This window comes from Jiangella muralis, from assembly GCF_001270745.1.
GTDB lineage: Bacteria > Actinomycetota > Actinomycetes > Jiangellales > Jiangellaceae > Jiangella > Jiangella muralis.
Genome location: NZ_KQ434754.1, coordinates 107,165 through 126,815, shown reverse-complemented (window position 1 = coordinate 126,815; position 19,651 = coordinate 107,165). Strand labels below are relative to the sequence as shown.

18 protein-coding genes are annotated in these 19,651 nt (G+C 71.4%); 10 read left to right on the top strand and 8 right to left on the bottom strand.

What is annotated here, in order from left to right; genetic code table 11:
- Nucleotides 1-44: 44 nt before the first annotated feature.
- From recF to dnaA, 4 genes are all read right to left on the bottom strand, one after another.
- Nucleotides 45-1,217 (bottom strand): DNA replication/repair protein RecF, encoded by a 1,173-nt coding sequence (gene recF, locus ACW62_RS08740; protein ID WP_053203725.1) that lies wholly within the window; start codon nucleotides 1,215-1,217, stop codon nucleotides 45-47.
- Nucleotides 1,218-1,227: 10 nt separating this feature from the next.
- Nucleotides 1,228-2,148, bottom strand: a complete 921-nt coding sequence (gene gnd / locus ACW62_RS08735) for a phosphogluconate dehydrogenase (NAD(+)-dependent, decarboxylating) (RefSeq protein WP_053203724.1) — start codon at nucleotides 2,146-2,148, stop codon at nucleotides 1,228-1,230.
- Between the two features lie 139 nt (nucleotides 2,149-2,287).
- Nucleotides 2,288-3,421 (bottom strand): DNA polymerase III subunit beta, encoded by a 1,134-nt coding sequence (gene dnaN / locus ACW62_RS08730; RefSeq protein WP_053203723.1) that lies wholly within the window; start codon nucleotides 3,419-3,421, stop codon nucleotides 2,288-2,290.
- Nucleotides 3,422-3,830: 409 nt separating this feature from the next.
- Entirely contained in the window at nucleotides 3,831-5,309 is a 1,479-nt protein-coding gene (gene dnaA / locus ACW62_RS08725; protein WP_053203722.1) for a chromosomal replication initiator protein DnaA, read from the bottom strand.
- Between the two features lie 472 nt (nucleotides 5,310-5,781).
- Here dnaA and rpmH point away from each other — a divergent pair, with 472 nt between their 5' ends.
- From rpmH to ACW62_RS08685, 8 genes are all read left to right on the top strand, one after another.
- Nucleotides 5,782-5,919, top strand: a complete 138-nt coding sequence (rpmH, locus tag ACW62_RS08720) for a 50S ribosomal protein L34 (protein ID WP_053203721.1) — start codon at nucleotides 5,782-5,784, stop codon at nucleotides 5,917-5,919.
- Nucleotides 5,920-5,956: 37 nt separating this feature from the next.
- Nucleotides 5,957-6,328 carry a ribonuclease P protein component gene (gene rnpA, locus ACW62_RS08715; RefSeq protein ID WP_053203720.1) on the top strand — a complete coding sequence of 124 codons (372 nt, stop codon included), beginning with the start codon at nucleotides 5,957-5,959 and terminating at the stop codon, nucleotides 6,326-6,328.
- Nucleotides 6,325-6,672, top strand: coding sequence for a membrane protein insertion efficiency factor YidD (gene yidD / locus ACW62_RS33060; protein ID WP_083459514.1), 348 nt, complete (start codon nucleotides 6,325-6,327; stop codon nucleotides 6,670-6,672). The genes rnpA and yidD overlap by 4 nt, the downstream gene beginning before the upstream one ends.
- Nucleotides 6,673-6,679: 7 nt before the next feature.
- Nucleotides 6,680-7,606, top strand: a complete 927-nt coding sequence (gene yidC / locus ACW62_RS08705) for a membrane protein insertase YidC (protein WP_053203719.1) — start codon at nucleotides 6,680-6,682, stop codon at nucleotides 7,604-7,606.
- A 78-nt stretch (nucleotides 7,607-7,684) separates the two neighbouring features.
- Nucleotides 7,685-8,206: a Jag family protein gene (locus ACW62_RS08700; protein ID WP_053203718.1), complete on the top strand. Its 522-nt coding sequence runs from the start codon at nucleotides 7,685-7,687 to the stop codon at nucleotides 8,204-8,206.
- A 53-nt stretch (nucleotides 8,207-8,259) separates the two neighbouring features.
- Nucleotides 8,260-8,940: a 16S rRNA (guanine(527)-N(7))-methyltransferase RsmG gene (gene rsmG, locus ACW62_RS08695; protein WP_053203717.1), complete on the top strand. Its 681-nt coding sequence runs from the start codon at nucleotides 8,260-8,262 to the stop codon at nucleotides 8,938-8,940.
- A gap of 239 nt (nucleotides 8,941-9,179) precedes the next feature.
- Complete coding sequence (locus ACW62_RS08690; protein WP_053204015.1) at nucleotides 9,180-10,094, top strand: ParA family protein; 915 nt, start codon at nucleotides 9,180-9,182, stop codon at nucleotides 10,092-10,094.
- Nucleotides 10,087-11,109 carry a ParB/RepB/Spo0J family partition protein gene (locus ACW62_RS08685; protein WP_053203716.1) on the top strand — a complete coding sequence of 341 codons (1,023 nt, stop codon included), beginning with the start codon at nucleotides 10,087-10,089 and terminating at the stop codon, nucleotides 11,107-11,109. Before ACW62_RS08690 ends, ACW62_RS08685 begins: the two co-directional genes overlap by 8 nt.
- Nucleotides 11,110-11,232: 123 nt before the next feature.
- On the opposite strand, the gene ACW62_RS08680 is transcribed toward ACW62_RS08685, so the two are convergent.
- The 3 genes from ACW62_RS08680 to ACW62_RS08670 all read right to left on the bottom strand — a co-directional run bounded on the left by ACW62_RS08680 (nucleotide 11,233) and on the right by ACW62_RS08670 (nucleotide 14,787).
- Nucleotides 11,233-12,198 carry a D-alanine--D-alanine ligase family protein gene (locus ACW62_RS08680; protein ID WP_053203715.1) on the bottom strand — a complete coding sequence of 322 codons (966 nt, stop codon included), beginning with the start codon at nucleotides 12,196-12,198 and terminating at the stop codon, nucleotides 11,233-11,235.
- Nucleotides 12,199-12,214: 16 nt separating this feature from the next.
- Nucleotides 12,215-13,552: an aminotransferase-like domain-containing protein gene (locus ACW62_RS08675; RefSeq protein ID WP_053204014.1), complete on the bottom strand. Its 1,338-nt coding sequence runs from the start codon at nucleotides 13,550-13,552 to the stop codon at nucleotides 12,215-12,217.
- 98 nt (nucleotides 13,553-13,650) lie between these two features.
- On the bottom strand, nucleotides 13,651-14,787 hold the full coding sequence (locus ACW62_RS08670) for an N-acetylmuramoyl-L-alanine amidase (RefSeq protein WP_053203714.1): 1,137 nt from the start codon (nucleotides 14,785-14,787) through the stop codon (nucleotides 13,651-13,653).
- 198 nt (nucleotides 14,788-14,985) lie between these two features.
- Here ACW62_RS08670 and ACW62_RS08665 point away from each other — a divergent pair, with 198 nt between their 5' ends.
- Complete coding sequence (locus ACW62_RS08665) at nucleotides 14,986-15,585, top strand: hypothetical protein (protein WP_157574547.1); 600 nt, start codon at nucleotides 14,986-14,988, stop codon at nucleotides 15,583-15,585.
- Nucleotides 15,579-16,496 carry a hypothetical protein gene (locus ACW62_RS08660; RefSeq protein WP_053203712.1) on the top strand — a complete coding sequence of 306 codons (918 nt, stop codon included), beginning with the start codon at nucleotides 15,579-15,581 and terminating at the stop codon, nucleotides 16,494-16,496. The genes ACW62_RS08665 and ACW62_RS08660 overlap by 7 nt, the downstream gene beginning before the upstream one ends.
- Here ACW62_RS08660 and ACW62_RS08655 read toward each other — a convergent pair.
- Complete coding sequence (locus tag ACW62_RS08655; protein WP_053203711.1) at nucleotides 16,493-19,588, bottom strand: LysM peptidoglycan-binding domain-containing protein; 3,096 nt, start codon at nucleotides 19,586-19,588, stop codon at nucleotides 16,493-16,495. The genes ACW62_RS08660 and ACW62_RS08655 overlap by 4 nt on opposite strands.
- Nucleotides 19,589-19,651: the final 63 nt, after the last annotated feature.

Here is a 19,651-nt window from a genome sequence, read left to right as displayed (position 1 = left end):
CCTCCCGCCAGAGCTCAACCCAGGGTGTGTCTCCCGGACACACCCTAGACCCGCCGGACCTCGCCGCCGAGCACATCGACCCTGGAGCCGGTGAGCCCGGCCGGCACGTCGGCCGGCACCGCGGCCGTGACCAGCACCTGCTCGGCGCCCGCCGTCAGCTCGGCCAGCCGGTCGCGCCGGCCGGTGTCGAGCTCGGCGAACACGTCGTCCAGGACCAGTACGGGGTCACTGCCGGCAGAACGCAACAGCTCGTACGAGGCGAGTCGCAGCGCCAGCGCGAACGACCACGACTCGCCGTGGCTCGCGTACCCCTTCGCCGGCATCGGGCCGAGCGACAGCACGAGGTCGTCGCGGTGCGGCCCGATCAGTGACACGCCGCGGTCCAGCTCGTCGCGGCGGACCCCGGCCAGCGCCTCGAGCAGCGCCGCCGCCAGCGTGTCGCGCGACGACGCCAGCTCGGCGTCGGGGCCGAGCGAGGACTTGTACGTGAGCCGCGCCTCGCGGTCGCCCGACGGGCCGGAACCACCGGCCACCGCGTCGTACGCCTTCGTGACCAGCGGCTGGAGCGCCTCGACGAGCTCGACGCGGGCGACCAGCAACTCAGCGCCGGCCTGCGCCAGGTGGGTGTCCCAGACATCCAGGGTGCTGAGGTCGGGCCCGCGCGACGACCCACCACCGCGGCTGGCCCGCATGGCCGCGCCAGCCGACTTCAGCAGGGCATTGCGCTGCTTCAGCACCCGGTCGTAGTCGGACCGGACGCCGGCGAACCGCGGCGCGCGAGCGACCAGCAGCTCGTCGAGGAACCGGCGCCGCTCGGACGGGTCGCCCTTGACCAGAGCGAGATCCTCGGGCGCGAACAGCACGGTGGTCAGCACGCCGAGCAGCTCACGCGGCCGGGGGACCGGCGACCGGTTCAGCCGGGCGCGGTTGGCCTTGCCCGGCGTGATCTCGATCTCCAGCAGCGTGCTGCGCGGCTCACCGCCGATGGTCTCGACGACGCTGCCGCGCACGACCGCCCGCTCGGCGCCGAGGCGGACCAGGGGAGCATCCTGCGCGACCCGGTGGCTACCCAGTGTGGCGAGATAGTTCAGCGCCTCGACCAGGTTGGTCTTGCCGTGACCGTTAGGGCCGACGAACGCCGTGACACCGGGCTCGAGCGGCAGCTCGACCGTGGCGTAGGAGCGGAAGTCGGCCAGCGACAGATGGGCGACGTGCATGCGCGAGCCGTCAGGCCCGGGTGTCGCCGGTCCCGGACGTCGGCCCGGCCTCAGCCGCCTTGACCGCGTGGCCGCCGAACTGGTTGCGCAGCGCGGCCACCGCCTTCATGGCCGGGGAGTCGTCCTGCCGGGACTCGAACCGGGCGAACAGCGCGGCCGTGATGACCGGCGCCGGCACGGAGTTGCGGATGGACTCCTCGACCGTCCAGCGGCCCTCGCCGGAGTCTTCGACGTAGCCCTCGATCTCGGCCAGCGCGGGATCCTGCTCGAGCGCCCGGACCAGGAGGTCGAGCAGCCAGGAGCGGACGACGGTGCCTCGCGACCACGCCTTGAGCGTGCCGTGGACGTCGTCGACGACGCCGGAGGCCGCGAGCAGCTCGTAGCCCTCGCCGTAGGCCTGCATGAGGCCGTACTCGATGCCGTTGTGCACCATCTTGGCGTAGTGACCAGCGCCGACGCCGCCGGCGTGGACGAAGCCCTCGTCGCGCGGGCCCTCAGGCCGCAGCGCGTCGAAGATCGGCATCAGCCGCTCGACGTCCTCCTTCGTGCCGCCGGCCATGAGGCCGTAACCGACGTCGAGGCCCCAGATGCCGCCGGACACGCCGCAGTCGACGTAGCCGACGCCGTGACCGGCCAGGATGTCGGCGTGTTCGCGGTCGTCGGTGAACCTGGAGTTGCCACCGTCGATGACGACGTCGCCGGCGTCGAGCAGCCCACCCAGCTCCTGGACCGTGGCCCGGGTCGGCTCGCCGGCCGGCACCATGACCCACACCGCACGTGGCGCGGACAGCCGCTCGACCAGCTCTTTCAGGCTGCCGACGTCGCTGACCTCGGGGTTGTTGTCGAAGCCCACCACCGTGTGGCCGGCGCGTCGCAGCCGCTCGCGCATGTTGCCGCCCATGCGACCGAGGCCGACCAGGCCCAGCTCCATGACGTTCCCTTCCGTGGCCACCAGTGTTCCTCCCCGTGACGTGCCGCCGTGCCGCGGCGCGAGTCCGATGTCACCATCCTCGCGCGCCGGACCCGCCGCGTGCGACCGGGTCGCCGCCCGACGGACCCGGCACGGGTCGTCAGCCCGACAGCCGGATGGGCATGGCGAGGTACCGGTAGCCGCCACCGGGCTCGGACTCGGCGCTGTCGACACCCTGGATGACCACCGGCTTCAGTGGGGTGTCGGTGAACGACAGGTGCGCGAACGGGGTGCCGAGCGCCTGCAGGCCGTCGAGGAGGTACGTCGGGTTGAAGCCGGTGGCGATGGCCGGGCCCTGGACATCGGCGGGCAGCGCCTCGGATGCCTGCGCGTCCTCGCCGCTGCCGGCCTCGAGCACGACCTGGCCTTCGTCGAAGGCGAGCCGCACCGGAGTGTTGCGCTCGGCCACCAGCGCGACGCGCTTCACCGACTCGACCAGCGCGGAGATCTCGACCCGGGCGACCGTGGCGGTCTCGGCCGGGAACAGCCGGCGGTAGTTGGGCACCCACTCGCCGTCGATGAGCCGGCTGGTGGTGTGCCGCCCGCCGGCGGCCAGGCCGAGGAGGCTGTCCTGCGAGCCGGTGCCGAGCGCCAGCGTGACCTCGCCGGCCGGGCCGAGCGTCTTGGCGGCGTCGACCAGCGTGCGGGCCGGCACCAGCGCCACCGCGGAGAGGTCGGGCGTGCCCGGGTGCCAGGTGAACTCCTTGACCGCCAGCCGGTACCGGTCGGTGGCACCCAGAGTGACGGTCTCGCCCTCGATCTCGATGCGGATGCCGGTGAGCGTCGGCAGCATGTCGTCGCGGCCCGCGGCGACTGCCACTTGGGTGACAGCCTCGGCCAGGACGGCGCCGTCGACGGTGCCTGAGGCCTCGGGCATGGACGGGAGGTCGGGGTACTCCTCGACCGGAAGCGTGAGCAGCGTGAACCGGGCGCTGCCGCAGGTGATGGTGACCTTGGTGCCGTCGGCGTTGAGGTCGACCGGCTTGTTCGGCAGCGACCGGGCGATGTCGGCCAGCAGCCGGCCGGAGACCAGGACGGTGCCACCGTCGGCGACATCGGCGTCGACGGACACACGCCCGGACACCTCGTAGTCGAACGACGAGAACGTCACCTGGGAATCGGACGCGTCGATGCGCAGACCGGCCAGGACCGGCACCGTCGGCCGGTTGGGCAGGGTGCGGGCCGTCCAGGCCACCGCCTCTGCCAGTACATCGCGATCGAGCCGGAACTTCACCGGTCCGTCCTCCCCTCGGGCACGCGCCCGGGTCGTTGTGGTTCGACGTCATCCTTCCACGGGCCACCGACAGTGGCGGCCAGAGGCGTCAATCGGCGGCCCTGAATCACACGATCCACAGGAACCGGCCCGCAAGGCTTGTGCGCTGCCAGTTGATCCATGGATAGGTCAGTCATCTTCATAGCGTTGGTGGAAAGTGTGGAAAACCATGAACGTCGCAGGTGAGCGCGGCTACCGTTGTCCACGGAGGCTGTGGGTACGGCCAGTGGGTGACGTGGACCGTTCGAGGTTGTCCACCGATGAGTGACACTTTCCCCCGGTCGGTCCACGGCGATGGCACTCATGTCCACAAACTTGTCCACAGCCTGTGAGAAGTCGATCACGCCGTGTGCGTGTGCTTCTCGGGTCGTCACGACTGCCGGGCCTGCTGCTTGATGCGGTTGGTGAGTTCGGTGACCTGATTGAAGACGCTGCGCCGCTCGGCCATCAGCGTGCGGATCTTCCGCTCGGCGTGCATGACCGTGGTGTGGTCGCGGCCGCCGAAGTGCTGGCCGATCTTCGGCAGCGACAACTCCGTGAGCTCGCGGCAGAGGTACATGGCGATCTGGCGGGCCGTGACGAGCACCCGGCTGCGGCTGGTGCCCTGCAGGTCCTCGATGGTCAGTCCGAAGTAGGCCGACGTCTGCGCCATGATCGTGGCCGCGGTGATCTCCGGGCCGGAGTCGGTCGGCACGAGGTCGCGCAGGACGATCTCGGCCAGCGAGAGGTCGACCGGCTGGCGGTTGAGGCTGGCGAACGCCGTGACCCGGATCAGGGCGCCCTCGAGCTCGCGGATGTTCGTGGCGATGCGGCTGGCGATGTACTCGAGGACGTCGGGCGAGACGTTGAGGTGGTCCTGGGTGGCCTTCTTCGACAGGATCGCGATGCGGGTCTCGAGGTCCGGCGGCTGCACGTCGCACGTCAGGCCCCACTCGAACCGGTTGCGCAGGCGGTCTTCCAGTGCGGACAGCTGCTTCGGCGGGCGATCGGAGGTGATGACGATCTGCTTGTTGGCGTTGTGCAGCGTGTTGAACGTGTGGAAGAACTCCTCCTGCGTCTGGATCTTGCCCTCGAGGAACTGGATGTCATCGATGAGCAGGACGTCGACGTCGCGGTACCGGCGCTGGAACGCCGACGCCTTGTCGTCGCGGATGGAGTTGATGAAGTCGTTGGTGAACTCTTCGGAGCTCACGTAGCGCACCCGGGTGCCGGGGTACATCGTCCGCGTGTAGTGCCCGATGGCATGCAGCAGGTGGGTCTTGCCCAGCCCGGATTCGCCGTAGACGTGCAGCGGGTTGTACGCCTTGCCCGGCGCCTCGGCGACGGCGACGGTGGCGGCGTGCGCGAACCGGTTGCTGGAGCCGATAACGAAGGTGTCGAACGTGTACCTCGGGTTCAGGTGCGGTTCGGTGTCACCGCGCCGGGGGCCGTCAGCCGGCGGGCGTGGCACGAATGCAGGCGCCTCGGCAGCGGCACTGACCAGCGGGATCTCCTCGGTGTCGACCGAAGACGAGGACGCCGCGTCGAGGAAGCCGCCGGGCATCGGCGGCGGTGGCGGCACGCCGTCGGGGGCGGTGCCGTCGGGCGGCGGGGCGACGCTGACGGCCAGGCCCACCGGCCGGCCGAGCACGTCGGACAGCGCGTCGATGATGAGCGACCGCAGCCGCTGCTCGACCTGGGCTCGCGCGAAATCGCTCGGAACGGAGATGACGGCGGTACCCTCGACGAGAGTGACGGGCCGGGCCTGCGACAGAAACGCACGTTGTTGGGGCCCGATCTCGATGGAATCAAGGTCGGCCAGGGCCTTGGCCCAAGCGGTTGCGAAGTCGGTTCCGGCCTCGTCTGCCACAGTTCACTCCAAACTGGCGGCAACTGGCTGGCCACCCCGTCGTGTTGTCCACACGGTCGTCCACAGGGTGTGGAGGGTGTCGACACATGCGGTTTTGTCTCCATCCGCTCCATTGTGACCTGCGTGAACGCGGTACCGATACCGCGGTGCGGTACTGGACGGACAGCGTGCTGGAGCACGTGACGCTAACAACATGCGGCCAGGGCTTCAACTGATGTCCACAGGTTGCCCCCAGATGCCGGCGTGTCGTTGCCTGCGTCGGCCCATCCCTCGGTGCCATGATGGCCGGTTGTCGCAGTGCGCGTGGCAGGCAGTCGCGAGTTTGACCTGAAGCGTCGCCACCGCGTACCGTAAATCGGTCCGACGAGGGCTCCTTTTGTCATGCCCGGGCGTGAACTTCCCGGGGATGATCGGATCCCGCACGGAATTCCGAAGCACGCACTCTCTCATCGATCGACACAGGAGCCCGGACGTGGTCAAGCGCACCTTCCAGCCGAACACCCGCCGTCGTGCGAAGACTCACGGCTTCCGGCTGCGCATGCGTACGCGTGCCGGCCGAGCCATCCTCGCCGCCCGCCGCAGCAAGGGCCGTGCCAAGCTGTCCGCCTGATCCGGCTGGCACGCTTGCGCTCGCTCGACGATCCGAGGTGCTGAAGGCCGAGCACCGCCTCCGGCGCTCGGCCGACTTCCGGGTGATCGTGCGCCGTGGTGTTCGTGTCGGACGGCCGACCATGGTCGTGCACCTGCTGCCCGCCGCCGACTCCGGCGACGTCGTGGGTGCCGGCTCGGTGTCGGTGGGTCTGGTGGTCGGACGCACGGTTGGGGGTGCGGTGGTGCGCAACACGGTACGGCGCCGGCTGCGCCATCTCCTCGCCGAGCGGATCGATCGTCTCCCCTCCGGTTCGAAGCTCGTGGTCCGAGCGCTGCCCGGCATCGCCGGCGCTCCCAGCTCCGCCCTCGCGCGTGAGCTCGACGCGGCCATCGACCGCGCCGTGACCCGAGCGGAGCACCGGCGATGAAGACCATCCTGATCGCCCTCCTCAAGGGCTACCGATTCGTCATCAGCCCGCTGTACGGGCAGACCTGCCGCTATTACCCGTCCTGCTCGGCGTACGCCTTGAGCTCGGTGGAGCGGCACGGTGCCCTACGCGGGAGTTGGCTGTCCCTGCGCCGGCTCGGCCGCTGCCACCCCTGGTGCGCCGGCGGCGTCGACCTCGTGCCCACCCGCGAGAACTACCGCTGGTGGGGCCGGGCCGCTGGGACCGACGGCGACGATGAGCCGCACGCGGCTCCGTCGCATGAAGCTTCCGTGCCGCGGGCGGACCTGCCGCCGGGCGCACCGACCTCTCTCCGAGGAGTCTGATACACCCGTGGATACCATCCTCGCGCCGTTGTACTACCTGGTCAGCTGGATCATGATCGGCTGGCACTGGCTCTTCTCAGAGCTCATCGGCATCAACCACGACGGCGTGAACTGGGCGCTGTCGATCATTGGCCTCGTGGTGGTCATCCGCATCCTGCTCATCCCGCTGTTCGTGCGGCAGATCAAGTCGCAGCGGAAGATGCAGATCCTGCAGCCGCAGCTGCGTGAGCTGCAGAAGAAGTACAAGGGCGATCGCGAGCGTCTCCAGCAGGAGATGATGAAGCTGTACAAGGACACGGGCACCAACCCGTTCGCGTCCTGTCTGCCCATCCTGCTCCAGGCGCCGTTCCTGTTCGCGCTGTTCAGGGTGCTCGACGGCATCGCGAAGGGGCACGAGCGGGGCGCGTTCACCAGCCAGCCGGACCTGTTCGAGTCCGCGGGGCGGGCGGAGATCTTCGGTGCCCGGCTGGCGGACTCGTTCCTCGGCTCCGACAGCATCAACACCAAGATCATCGCCGCCATCATGGTCGTGCTGATGGTGGTCACGCAGTTCATCACGCAGCGCCAGATCATGCGCAAGAACATGCCGAAGGAGGCCCTGGAGGGGCCGTTCGCGCAGCAGCAGAAGATCCTGCTGTACGTCCTTCCGCTGGTGTTCGCGTTCTCCGGCGTCTACTTCCCGCTGGGCACCGTCCTGTACTGGCTGACGTCGAACTTCTGGACCATGGGCCAGCAGCTGTACGTGATCCGCCGGATGCCGGCGCCCGGCACCGAGGCCGAGAAGGCACACCAGCGCCGTCTGGAGGAGAAGGCGCGGAAGAAGGGCATCGAGCTGCCCACGCCCGACAGCGAAGGGCCGGCGGAGCCGGAGGAGACCGAAGTGGTCCGGCGGCAGCCGAAGAAGACGTCGCGCTCGCAGCGCAAGAAGAAATAGCCGGCGGCGACGACCGCACGGCAGCAGGGCTCGGCGGGCAGCAGACCCGCCCCACAACGAACGTAGAAGGAGTCGACGGTGAGCGACGCTGGCACGGAACTCGATGCGGCGCAGGAACGAGAGAGCGAGGCCGGTGAGCCGCTGGCGAAGCGGCTCGAGCACGAGGGCGACATCGCGGCGGACTACCTGGAGGAACTGCTCGACATCGCCGATCTGGACGGCGACATCGACATGGACGTCGAGGGCGACCGTGCGGTCGTCTCGATCGTCGGTGACGGTCTCGACCCCCTGGTGGGCGACAACGGCAAGGTGCTCGAGGCGTTGCAGGAGCTGACGCGGCTGGCCGTGGTACGCGAGACCGGCGAGCGCAGCCGGCTGATGCTGGACGTCGGCGGCTTCCGGGCCAACCGGCGGGCCGAGGTGCTGGATCTCGCCAAGCGGGTCATCGAGGCGGTCCGCACGTCGGGCGAGCCCGAGTCGTTGGGCGCCATGTCGCCGTTCGAGCGGAAGGTCGTCCACGACGCGGTCGCCGAGGCGGGGCTGCGCAGCGAGTCCGAGGGTGAGGAGCCCCGGCGCTACGTCGTGGTGATGCCCGGTTAGTGGTCCACGTTTCACGTGAAACCACATCGCTGACATTCTCAGGAGGCCGAGTCTTGGACGACGTTCTCGCCGTGCCGGACTCGGCCTCCGTCGTGTTCGGGGACCGGCTGGAGCTGGCGGCGGCGTATGCCGCACGGCTCGCCGGCCCCGGCATCGAACGGGGCCTGCTGGGGCCGCGTGAGGTCCCGCGGATCTGGGACCGGCACATCATGAACTCGGCCGTCGTCGCGGACCTGGTCGACGACGGGCGGACCGTCGCGGACGTGGGTTCCGGCGCGGGCCTGCCGGGTATACCCCTGGCGATCGCCCGGCCCGATCTCGAGGTGGTCCTGATCGAGCCGCTGCTGCGGCGCAGCGAGTTCCTCGCCGAGACGGTCGAGGCGCTCGGGCTCGATGGTGTGACCGTCCTTCGGTCGCGGGCCGAGGACGTCCGGCCGGAGGCCCGGTTCGACGTGGTGACGGCCCGCGCGGTCGCGCCGATGGACCGGCTGGCGGGCTGGACGCTGCCGCTGCTGCGCCCCGGCGGGGTGCTCCTGGCGCTCAAGGGGCAGTCGGTTTCCGAAGAGTTGCGTGATTCCGCCGCGTCATTGGCGAGAATGGGCGCGGCATCGTGGAGAGTTGAAGAAGTCGGCGCAGGCGTGGTCGACCCGGCCACGCGGGTCGCGGTCGTGGTCGCCGGACGAACGGGGACGGCGCCGAAGCACGGTGCACGACAACGGAGGACGAAGAGATGACCGATGCCACCGTCGTGGCGGGCCTGGGATGGCCCGTAGCCGGTGGGGTCGTCGCAATCGAGAGCGCTACGGGGGAACGGCGGTCGCCCAACGGCTGGCCGCTCATCAGTGGGACCATTGATCCGACGGGCGGACCGTCGAACCTGGAGCGTGAGATTTCGGTGAATGCGGGCGACCGACCGGCCGAACCGGCCGCGAGCACCCACGTACGTTCGACGGCCGACCTCGCGGACTTCGCGATGTCCGGTTCGCTGGCCGACCTGGACACCCCTATCGCCCGTGAGGCCGCCGTCGCGCTGATGGCGGTGGGCCGGCGCACAGCGCCGATGCCGAAGCCCGACCAGACGCGCATCATGGTCGTCGCGAACCAGAAGGGCGGGGTCGGCAAGACCACCACCACGGTGAATCTCGCCGCGGCGCTCGCGGTCAGCGGCCTGCGCGTCCTGGTGATCGACCTCGACCCGCAGGGCAACGCGTCGACCGCCCTGGGCATCGACCACCACGCGGAGATCCCCAGCATCTACGACGTCATGATCGAGGAGACCCCGATCAGCGACGTCGTGCAGAAGGTCGAGGAGATCGACGGGCTGTGGTGCGTGCCGGCCACCATCGACCTCGCCGGCGCGGAGATCGAACTGGTGTCGATGGTGGCGCGCGAGTCGCGCATGCGGAAGTCGATCGACCAGCATCTGCAGACGCCGGGCGTCGAGTACGACTACGTCTTCATCGACTGCCCGCCGTCGCTGGGCCTGCTCACCGTCAACGCGCTCGTCGGTGGCGACGAGGTGCTGATCCCGATCCAGTGCGAGTACTACGCCCTCGAGGGTCTGAGCCAGCTGCTCAAGAACATCGACATGGTGCGGGCCCACCTCAACCGCGACCTCGCGGTCTCGACGATCCTGCTCACCATGTATGACGGCCGCACGCGACTGGCCGCGCAGGTGGCGGACGAGGTCCGCCGGCACTTCGGCGACACCGTGCTGAAGACGGCGATCCCGCGCTCGGTGCGCATCAGTGAGGCGCCGAGCTACGGCCAGACCGTGATGACGTACGACGCCGCCTCCAGTGGCGCGCTGTCGTATCTGGAAGCCGCGCGCGAGATCGCTGAGCGGGGAGCATCGGGCAGTACACATGGGGAGACGACACATGGCTGAGAAGAGGCGGGGGTTGGGGCGCGGTCTCGGCGCCCTCATCCCGACGGGGGAGCCGGCGAGCGGCGATGCGCTGCGCAAGTCACCGGTCGACGCCTTCGTCCTGGGCGGCAGCCCGGCGCCCAACGGCTCGGCGGCGCACGTTTCACGTGAAACGGCGACGGACGACAACGAGTTGCTGCCGGTCGACGGCGCCACCTTCGCCGAGATCCCGGTCGACGCGATCGTGCCGAACATCCGGCAGCCGCGGCAGGTCTTCGACGAGGACGCGCTGGCTGAGCTGGTGTCGTCCATCCAGGAGGTCGGCCTGCTGCAGCCGATCGTCGTCCGGCTGTTGGAGTCCGGCCGCTACGAGCTGGTGATGGGCGAGCGGCGGTGGCGGGCGACCAAGGAGGCCGGCTTCCCGACCATCCCGGCCATCGTCCGCACCACGCGCGACGACGACATGCTGCGCGACGCGCTGCTGGAGAACCTGCACCGCAGCCAGCTGAACCCGCTGGAGGAGGCGGCCGCCTACCAGCAGTTGCTCGACGACTTCGGCTGCACGCACGACGAGCTCGCGGTGCGGATCAAGCGCAGCCGGCCGCAGATCTCCAACACGTTGCGGCTGCTGAAGCTGCCGCCCCTGGTGCAGCGCCGGGTCGCCGCCGGCATCCTGTCCGCCGGCCACGCCCGGGCGCTGCTCGGCCTCGGTGACGGCGCCGCTCAGGAACGGCTGGCGCAGCGGATCGTCGCCGAGGGCCTCAGCGTCCGCTCCGTCGAGGAGATCGTGTCGCTGGACGATGCCGAGACGCCCAAAACGCGGGCTCGGCGCAATTCCCGTCCGGTGGCGCCGCGGCTGGGCGACATCGCGGCGGCACTCTCCGAGCGGCTGGATACTCGCGTGAAGGTCGACCTCGGCCGGTCCAAGGGCAAGGTCACCATCGAATTCGCCAGCATCGACGACCTCGAACGCATCGTGGGTACCATCGACCCGCGCATGGCCAAGCAGCTGCGCGAAGCCAACGAGCCCGAATAGCAGGCCGCAGGCCGACAGACCAGCCAGGTCGGTGGGTGGAGACGCCGTCAGGGGTCGGCTGCGGGCGTCCGAGCGAGGCGGGCGGAGACGGCGTCCCTACCCACCGGTCGGAACGCCAGAGCGTCAGCCAGCGTCGCGCAGATGCCGGTCGACCGCCACGGCCAGCAACTCTCGCGCCAGCACGCCGAGGTCGAGCCCGGCAGCCTGCACCGACTGCGGCAGCAGCGACGTCTCCGTCATGCCCGGCGCGACGTTGACGTCCAGCAGCCACGGCACGCCGTCGTGGTCGACGATGAGGTCGGTGCGGGACAGGTCGCTGAGCCCGAGCGTCTGGTGCGCCGCCACCGCCACCTCGGCCACGGCGGTCGCCGCGGCGTCGTCGAGGCGGGCCGGCACGAAGAACTCCGTGGCACCGGCCGTGTACCGGGCGTGGTAGTCGTAGGTGCCGGACTCGGGGACGATCTCGACCGCGGGCAGCGCCTGCGGGCCGTCGCCGGTGTCGAGCACGGGCACGGCGACCTCGGTGCCGTCGATCCACCGCTCGATCAGCGCCCGCTCGCCGTACGCGAAGCACTCGACCATGGCAGCGGGCAGCTCACCGGCCGATCGCACCACCGTGGTGCCCAGCGCCGAGCCGCCGCGCGCCGGCTTCACGACCAGCGGCAACCCGAGCCGGGCCACCAGCGCGTCGAGCAGTACGCCGGCGCCCAGCTCGCGGAACGTCGACTGCGACAGCACCGCCGACACTGGCGTGGCGATGCCGGCCCGCCGCACGATGGCCTTGGCCACCGGCTTGTCGAAGGCCAGCCGGCAGGCCGTCGGCGCCGAGCCGACGTAGGGCAGCCCGGCCAGCGACAGCACCTCCTGAATGGCGCCGTCCTCGCCGGACACGCCATGCAGCAGCGGGAAGACGACGTCGGGCGCGTCGTGGCGCAACGACGCGAGGAGGTCGGCGTCGGCGTCGCGCTGCTCGACGTCGAGGCCCACCTCACGCAACGCCTCGGCCACCCGCCGGCCCGAACGCAGTGACACGTCGCGCTCGTGCGAGAGACCGCCGGCGAGAACGAGAACGCGGCCCAGATCGCTCATACTGGAACGAAACCCCTCAACTCTGGTCTGGCGCCGGTGCGTCGAGGCCGGGCCGCTGTGCGGCACTCCAGGCCCCGAACGTGGCGCGCAGTTCCATCTCCTGCTCGATGACCTGCGCCAGCCGGCGCACGCCCTCGCGGATGCGTTCGGGCGTCGGGTAACAGTACGACAGCCGCATGGAACGCGAGCCGAAACCGTCGGCAAAGAACGCGGTGCCGGGCACATAGGCGACCCGGTTGGTGACGGCGCGCGGCAGCATGGCCTTGGCGTCGATGCCGTCGGGCAGGGTCAGCCACACGTAGAACCCGCCGGACGGCTGGGTCCAGTGCGCGCCGGCCGGCATGAGGTCGTCGAGCGCCTCGAGCATGGCGTCGCGGCGCTCGCGGTAGGTCTCGCGGAAGTCCTTGACCTGCGCCATCCAGTCGTGGCCGGCGAGGTACTCGGACACCGTGAGCTGGCTGAACGCCGGCGGGCAGAGCACGCTGTTCTCGGCCGCGAGCACCAGCTTCTCGCGGACGGCGTGCGGCGCGAGCGCCCAGCCGACGCGCAGCCCCGGCGCGAACGTCTTCGAGAAGGAGCCCAGGTAGACGACCCGTTCGGCGTCGTCGGCCCGGATGGCGCGCGGCACCTCGCCGTCGAAGCCGAGCAGGCCGTAGGGGTCGTCCTCGATGATGAGGACGTCGGCCCGGCGGCAGATCTCGAGCACCTCGGTGCGCCGTGCCGCCGTCATCGTGATGCCGGCCGGGTTGTGGTAGCTCGGGATGGTGTACAGGAACTTGATGCGCTTGCCGGCGGCCTGGACGGCGTCGATGGCCGCGCTCAGCCGCTCGGGCACCAGGCCGTGGTCGTCCATCTCGACGTGCACGACCGACGCCTGGTAGGAGCGGAACGTCCCCAGCGCGCCCACGTAGGACGGCGCCTCGGCCAGGATGACGTCGCCGGGATCGATGAAGATGCGGGTGACGAGGTCGAGCGCCTGCTGCGACCCGACCGTGACGGTGACGTCGTCGGGGTGTGCCACGATGCCGACCGGACGCATGACGTCGCAGATCTGCTCGCGCAGCGTGGGATCGCCCTGGCCGGAGCCGTACTGCAGCGCCGTCATGCCCCGTTTGGTGACGAGATCGCTGACCAGCGAGCCGACGACGTCGAGCGGCAGCCCGGAGATGTTCGGCATGCCGCCGGCCAGCGACACCACCTCGGGCCGTGAGGCCACCGCGAACAGTGACCGCACCTCGGAGGCGGTCATGCCGTGCGTGCGGGTGGCGTAGCGGTCGACGTATGAGTCGAGACGTGAGCCGGTGGCGGCTGCTGCGTCGGTGGTCTTCCGGTTCGGGCTGGACTGCTGGCTCACGCACACACCTCCCGGGACAGGACCGACACAGACAGGGTCAACTGTGCCTCATCGCGGCGCGGGGACGCGAATCCAATTCCGCAGGGTGAGCCGGCGTGTCACCCCGTGGCGAGGTCGTGGAAGCGCAGCGCGCCGGTGGCGGCGTCCTCGCCCGACGGCAGATACACCCGCTGGATGGCGACCACGACGGCCTCGGCCACGACGTCGCGGAAATCGGGGTCGGCCAGCCGGGCGGCGTCGCCGTCGTTGGTGATGTAGCCCAGCTCGACCCGGACGGCGGCCATGCGGGTGTGCCGCAGCAGGTCCCACGTCTTCGGGTGCGCCCGGCAGTCGACGAGGTCGGTGCGGGCGACGATCTCGCGCTGCACCAGGCCGGCGAACTGCTCGCCGATGGCGCTGGCGGTGCCCGGCTCGCGGCTGCCGTAGAAGTAGGTGGCGACGCCGGCGGCGTCGCGGTTCGGGTGGGCGTCGACGTGCAGCGAGACCAGCAGGTTGGCGCCGGAGTCGTTGGCGAACGTCGCCCGCTCGGCTTCGGACGGCGACGCGTCGGAGCCCGGGCCCCTGGTGAGGTACGTCTGGACGCCGGTGGCCGTCAGCCGGCCCTCGATGCGGGCCGCGAGGTCCTCGACGACGGCGGCCTCGTCGAGACCGTTGCCGCGGTGGCCGCGGTCGGGACCGCCGTGACCAGGGTCGATGACGACGACCTTGCCCGGCAGCCGCTTCCCGGCCTGGCGCAGCGCCTCGACGGCGCGCAGGCTCTCGGGCCGTCCGCCGGTGACGATGGGCGCCAGCCGGCCGAGCGCCTTGAACGTGCTGGGACCGCAGGTACCGTCGGCGGGCAGGCCGATGTTGCGCTGGAACTCGCGCAGGGCGTCGCCGGTGCGCGAACCGAACACGCCGTCGACCCGGCCGACGTCGAAGCCCAGCTCGGACAGCCGCCGCTGCAGCGCGATGACGTCGTCGCCGGCCTGCGGGTTGCCCACCACGTAGGACAGCAGGCGGTCGCCGAGCCGCCAGCGCGCTTCGTCGAGCACGCGGTACGTCGTGGCGTCGACGACGCCCGTCGCCGTGAGGCCGCGCTCCTGCTGGAACTGCCGCACCGCCTGGGCGACGTCCTCGTCGAACGTGCTGGGGCCGGGTGCGGTGTCGTCGAGGCGTCCGAGCTGCGTGAGCTTGGAGCGGATCTCCGCGATCGCCGGACCGGTGTCGCCCAACTGGTAGCGAAGCGAGGTCATCCGGGGGTGGTCCTTCCCTGGCCGAGGTTCTGACATCGGGCTGTACGACGTACCAGCTCCGTCGGTTCCCGTTTCACGTGGAACCCGCACAACCCTCCGCCACAGCTCGCGCCGATTCTACCCACAGCGGGCGGTCGCAACCGCCCTGTGGTCCATCCGGATTTCCGGCGCAGCCAGCGGAAACGACACCGGCCGTTCATGCCGTTCCTGTTGCCGCTGTCATGTCTTGATCGCTATTGTCCCTGCATGAGCGGCTCGTTTCCCCGGACGGGCTGGCGCTTCACGGTCGGCTTGGTGAGCTTCGCAGTCGTGGTCGCATGCAGCGGCGACGACGGCACCGGCGATCCCGCGTCCCCCACGCCCACGGCCACCGTCACGCAAGACGCTGCCGCGCAGGCAGAAGAGCAGATCCGAACGGTCTTCGAACGGTTCATCGGTGCGGTCGTCGAGGCGCAGAGCGGCGCGGCCGACGATCCCGCCGCGCTGTTCGAGGGCCTGGCCACCGACGAGACGGTCGAGTTCAACGCCGGCATCGCGTCGCGCTATGCCGACCAAGGCATCGTCCGGGTCGGCGAGCCAGTCATCAGCGATGTCAACGTCCAGGTCGTCGACCGGTCCGGGGTCGTCAGCGCCTGCATGGACGAGTCCGCGTGGACCCCGCAGCTCACCAGTGGCGAGGCCATCCCGCCGGCCGAGGAGCAGTTGACGCCGCATCCCGTGGTGTACGAGGTCGTCGAGGCCGGCGGTTCGTGGCTCATCGGCGAAGCGATCGAACCTGGAGGGACCATCACATGCTGACCCCCCGACGCGTGTCCCAGGTCCTGACGGCCGTCGCCGTCCTGCTGGTCGGCCTGCTCGGCAGCATCGCACCCGGCCAGGCGGCCGGCGTGCGCGGCGTCGACCCCGCCAACGACCCCTGCTACGTCTTCATCGAGGTCAGCCCGGGTGTCTTCGAGTACGTCAACATCTGTCCCGACCCCGACGAGGACGACAGCGGCGAGGACGGCGACTCCGGCACCAACGGCCCGCGCTGCGACCTCACCGAGGAGCCGTACGACGAGTTCTGCCTCGGCACGAAGGCCTGCCGGGCCGACATCCCGTCGCCACTGCCCGAGGACGAGTGGCCGCCGGAGGAGACCCGGCCCAGCCCGGAGCACATCTTCACGTTCGTCGAGTGCCGCGTGCCCGGTCAGCAGGAGATCGAGAGACGATGGCGCTGGGTCAAGCCCTACGAGGGCTCCATTCCCGGCCTCGGCTGGCAGGCGCTGGGCCGGCTGGAGACGCCGGCGTTCACCATGACCTTCCGCCCGGCCGGCATGACCTACGTCGGCGCCGACACCCGCTACCTGCTCGACGGCCTCGGCGACGGCGACATCATCGGCAGCGTGGCCGGCCCGCTGCAGGCCACCGGCACGCTCAGCCACGTCGAGATCGACCCCGGCGACGGGTCCGACACCTTCGACTGCGACCCCGACCTGCGCTCGAACGCCTGCGAGCACGTCTACCTGGAGATGTCGCACGAGCAGACCGCCCAGGATCTCGACGGCCGCCCTGCTTTCGCCGCGCAGGCCCGCCTCGTCTACGACGTCATCTTCACCATGGGCGGCGTCGAGGTGAGCCTGCCGGGCGTGCCCGACACCCTGGAGAGCCCCTGGAACGGCACCGTCGTCCCGGTCGGCGAGATCCAGGCGCTGGTGCGCAGTCGTTAGAGGCGTTCCGGCACGCCGGTGTGTTCCGGCGCGGGGCTGGTCAGCTCGGCGATCAACCGGACGGTGGCGACCTCGAGGTCGTCGCCGAGGTCGGCGCTGATGGCGGTCATGCGGGCGATGGCGTCGTCGATGCCGAGCCGGTTGCCGGCCAGGTGCTCGGCCTTGATGCGGTCGCGCCACAGCAGCTCCATGCCGGGCTCGACCTGCAGGCCGATGGTCGACGCCTTGCGGGCGAGGTGGGCGTCGCCGCCGCGGAGGGCGCGCTGGGCCAGCTCGTGCGCGGTGTCGACGATGGCCGCGATCATCTCCTGCTTGAGGTGCTCGGCCCAGCCGTAGCGGCGCGGGTTGACGCCGGTGAACGGCTGGCCGCGGACCAGGTCCAGCGCCGCGACCAGCTGCTGGGTGCCGGCCAGCGCGGGGTCGTCGCCGACCAGTTGGCGCCACTCGTCCCAGTCGGTGGTGACGCCGGGGTGGAACCTGTACCCGGTGTCGACCCGCGGCAGGTAGTCGTCGCCGTGGGTGTCGCGGCCGAACCAGCGGCGAAGCTTGGAGATGGCGGTGTTGCGGGTGTTCTGGGTGACGCGGCTGCCCGGCCACATGGCGTCGTCGAGCGCGGCGTGCCCGAGGCCGGGATGCAGCGCGATGAACGCGGCGATCTCGGTGAGCTGGCGGTACTTGGACTGCTCGACCGGCCCTCCGGCGTCGTCGACCTCGACCGGCCCGAGCAGCAGGACGGTGGGCCCGTCGCCCGGCACCGGAGCCGGGGCGGGGCTCCCGGCCGCGAGGTCTGCGACGGGCGTCGCGGGCGGCTCGTCGTCCACCGGCTCGGACGCCGGCTCGGGCGCGGCCAGGCGGTCGAAGTCGGCCTCGAGGCTCTCCAGCAGGCCGGGACCGACGTCGCCCGGCTCGGGCTCGTCGGCCGGTCGGCCACCGGCGTCGATCCACGGCCGGGCCGGCTGCGTGGTGACGCCCAGCAGCTCCAGGATCTGGCGGTACTGGTGGTGGTCGAGCCGCTGCGGCTGGACGTCGACGCCCACCGGCTGCAGGACGGCAGCGTCGGCCTCGCCGGCGGCCAGCTCCAGAGACCACTGCCCCACGGCGCCGTGGCCGCTGGTGACGGCCGCGACGGCGACCCGGGGCAGTGACTGCACCAGCTCGGCCAGCTGGGTGTCCTGGTCGGGCCCGAGCGGCTCGCCGAGCAGCACGATCTCGGGCGTCCACGCGGCGACGGCGACCCCGCGGGCGCGCGCGTCGTCGAGGGAGTAGGCGCCCGACTCGGCCATCGCCACGCGGTCGTGCCGGGCCCGCGTGCTCAGCTCGGTGAGCAGGCTGCCGACCGTCGGCAGGTAGCGGATGCGGCCGGTGTCGAGGCCGCTGGCCAGTTCGGGGCAGGTGCCGACCAGCGTGACCTGGAGGTCGTCGGCCCACGGGCTGGTGGCCAGCTCGACGGCGAGCGCGGCCAGCACCTCGCGGGACGCCTCGCGGTCGCCGACGACGGCGAGGGTGCCGAGCCGCTCGAGGTCGAGCAGCAGGTGGCCGTCCTCGGGGCCGTGCCCGACGGTGACCAGGCTCGGGTACGGCGCCGGCACGTCGCGCAGCTCGGCGGCATCGAAGGCGCGTCCGGCGGCGGCCGGCAGCAGCCACACGTGCGCCTGCTCGGTCGCGACGAACGGCGGCGGCAGCACGGCCTCGTCGGCGAGGTACAGCTCGAACTGCTCGGACGTGAGCCGCGCGATGCGCAGCGGCGGCAGCGACACCCCGCGCTGGGCGCAGTCGGCGGCCAGCCCGCGCAGCGCGACGTCGACCACCTCGACGCTCATCGGGTCGGCGACGCCGCGCAGCTCGCGCTCGGTCTCGGCGGCCGCGCCGACGGGCATGGCGATGCGCTCGCCGGGCTCGCGTCGTCGCTGCTGGGACCGGCGCCGGGCGGCGAGGAAGGCCAGCACCCCGGCGGCCAGCAGGGCGCCGACGCCGGTGGCGGTGCGGATCGGCAGGTCGACGCCGTCGCCGACGGCCTGGGTCGCGGAGTCGCCCAGTTCGGCGTCGTCGGGCTGCTCGGCGGCCGGCGGTTGCACCGGCTCCTCGGCCGGCGGCTGCTCCTCGGCGGGTGCCTCCTCGACCGGTGCCTCCTCCTGGGGCTGCTCCGGAGCGGGCGGCTGGACCGGCTCTTCGGCCGGCGGCTCGACCGGCTCGCGCGACACCGGGTCGCCGACCACCGGCGGCGTTCCCGCGGCGCCCGGGACGGTGATGGTCCAGCCCGGCCGGATGAGGTCGGGGTCGGTGAGCCGGCCGCCGTCGGGCTGGACGGTGTCGCGGGACGCCTCGACCAGTTCGGGATAGCGCGCGCCGTCGCCCAGCCGCTGCTCGGCGATGCCCCACAGTGTGTCGCCCTCGGCCACGACGTGCGTGGTGGCGCCGGTATCGGCGACCGGGACGGCGGACGGTGCGGGCTCGGGCGGCAGCAGCAGCTGCCAGCCGGGATCGATCCAGTGCGTGTTGTCGAGCACGCGGCCGCCGGGCTGCGGAGCTCCGTAGTTGAGCTCGGCGATCTCGGGCCAGCGCGCGCCGTCGCCCAGCTCTTGCTCGGCGATGCGCCACAGCGACTCGCCGCGCTGGACGGTGTGCGTGCGCTGCACCGTGGCCGGCTGGGCGGCCGCCGCGGGAGCCGCCTCGGCCGTCGTCACCTCGGACGCGGCCGGCGTCGGCGTCGTCGTGGCCGGGGCCGGCTGCTGCGCGGGCGGCTGCACCGGCTCGGCGGCCGTGGCCACCCCGACCGGCCCGACGACGAACACGGCGGCGACGGCGGCGACCAGGCCGGCGGCGGCGCGCTGCTGGACCCGCAGGACGGGCAGCCGTGGCGCCTTGCGGCCGCTCAGCGCGGCCGGGATCTCGACCAGCAGGCCGGCGGCGAAGGTGAGCCAGCCCAGCCAGCCGATCACGACCAGCGCCTGCAGGAACAGCGACCCGTCGTCGGGCTCGGTGAGCGCGGACGTGACGTCGTCCCAGCTGGGCACGGAGCCGGGGAAGGGGTTGCCGGCGACGGCGACCAGTGCGAGCGGGATGCCGACCAGGACCGCGACGATGACGACCAACGCTCCCAGACCACGCAGGACCGATGCGGTCCTACGCCGGGGGCGGGCGGTTCGATGGGTTCG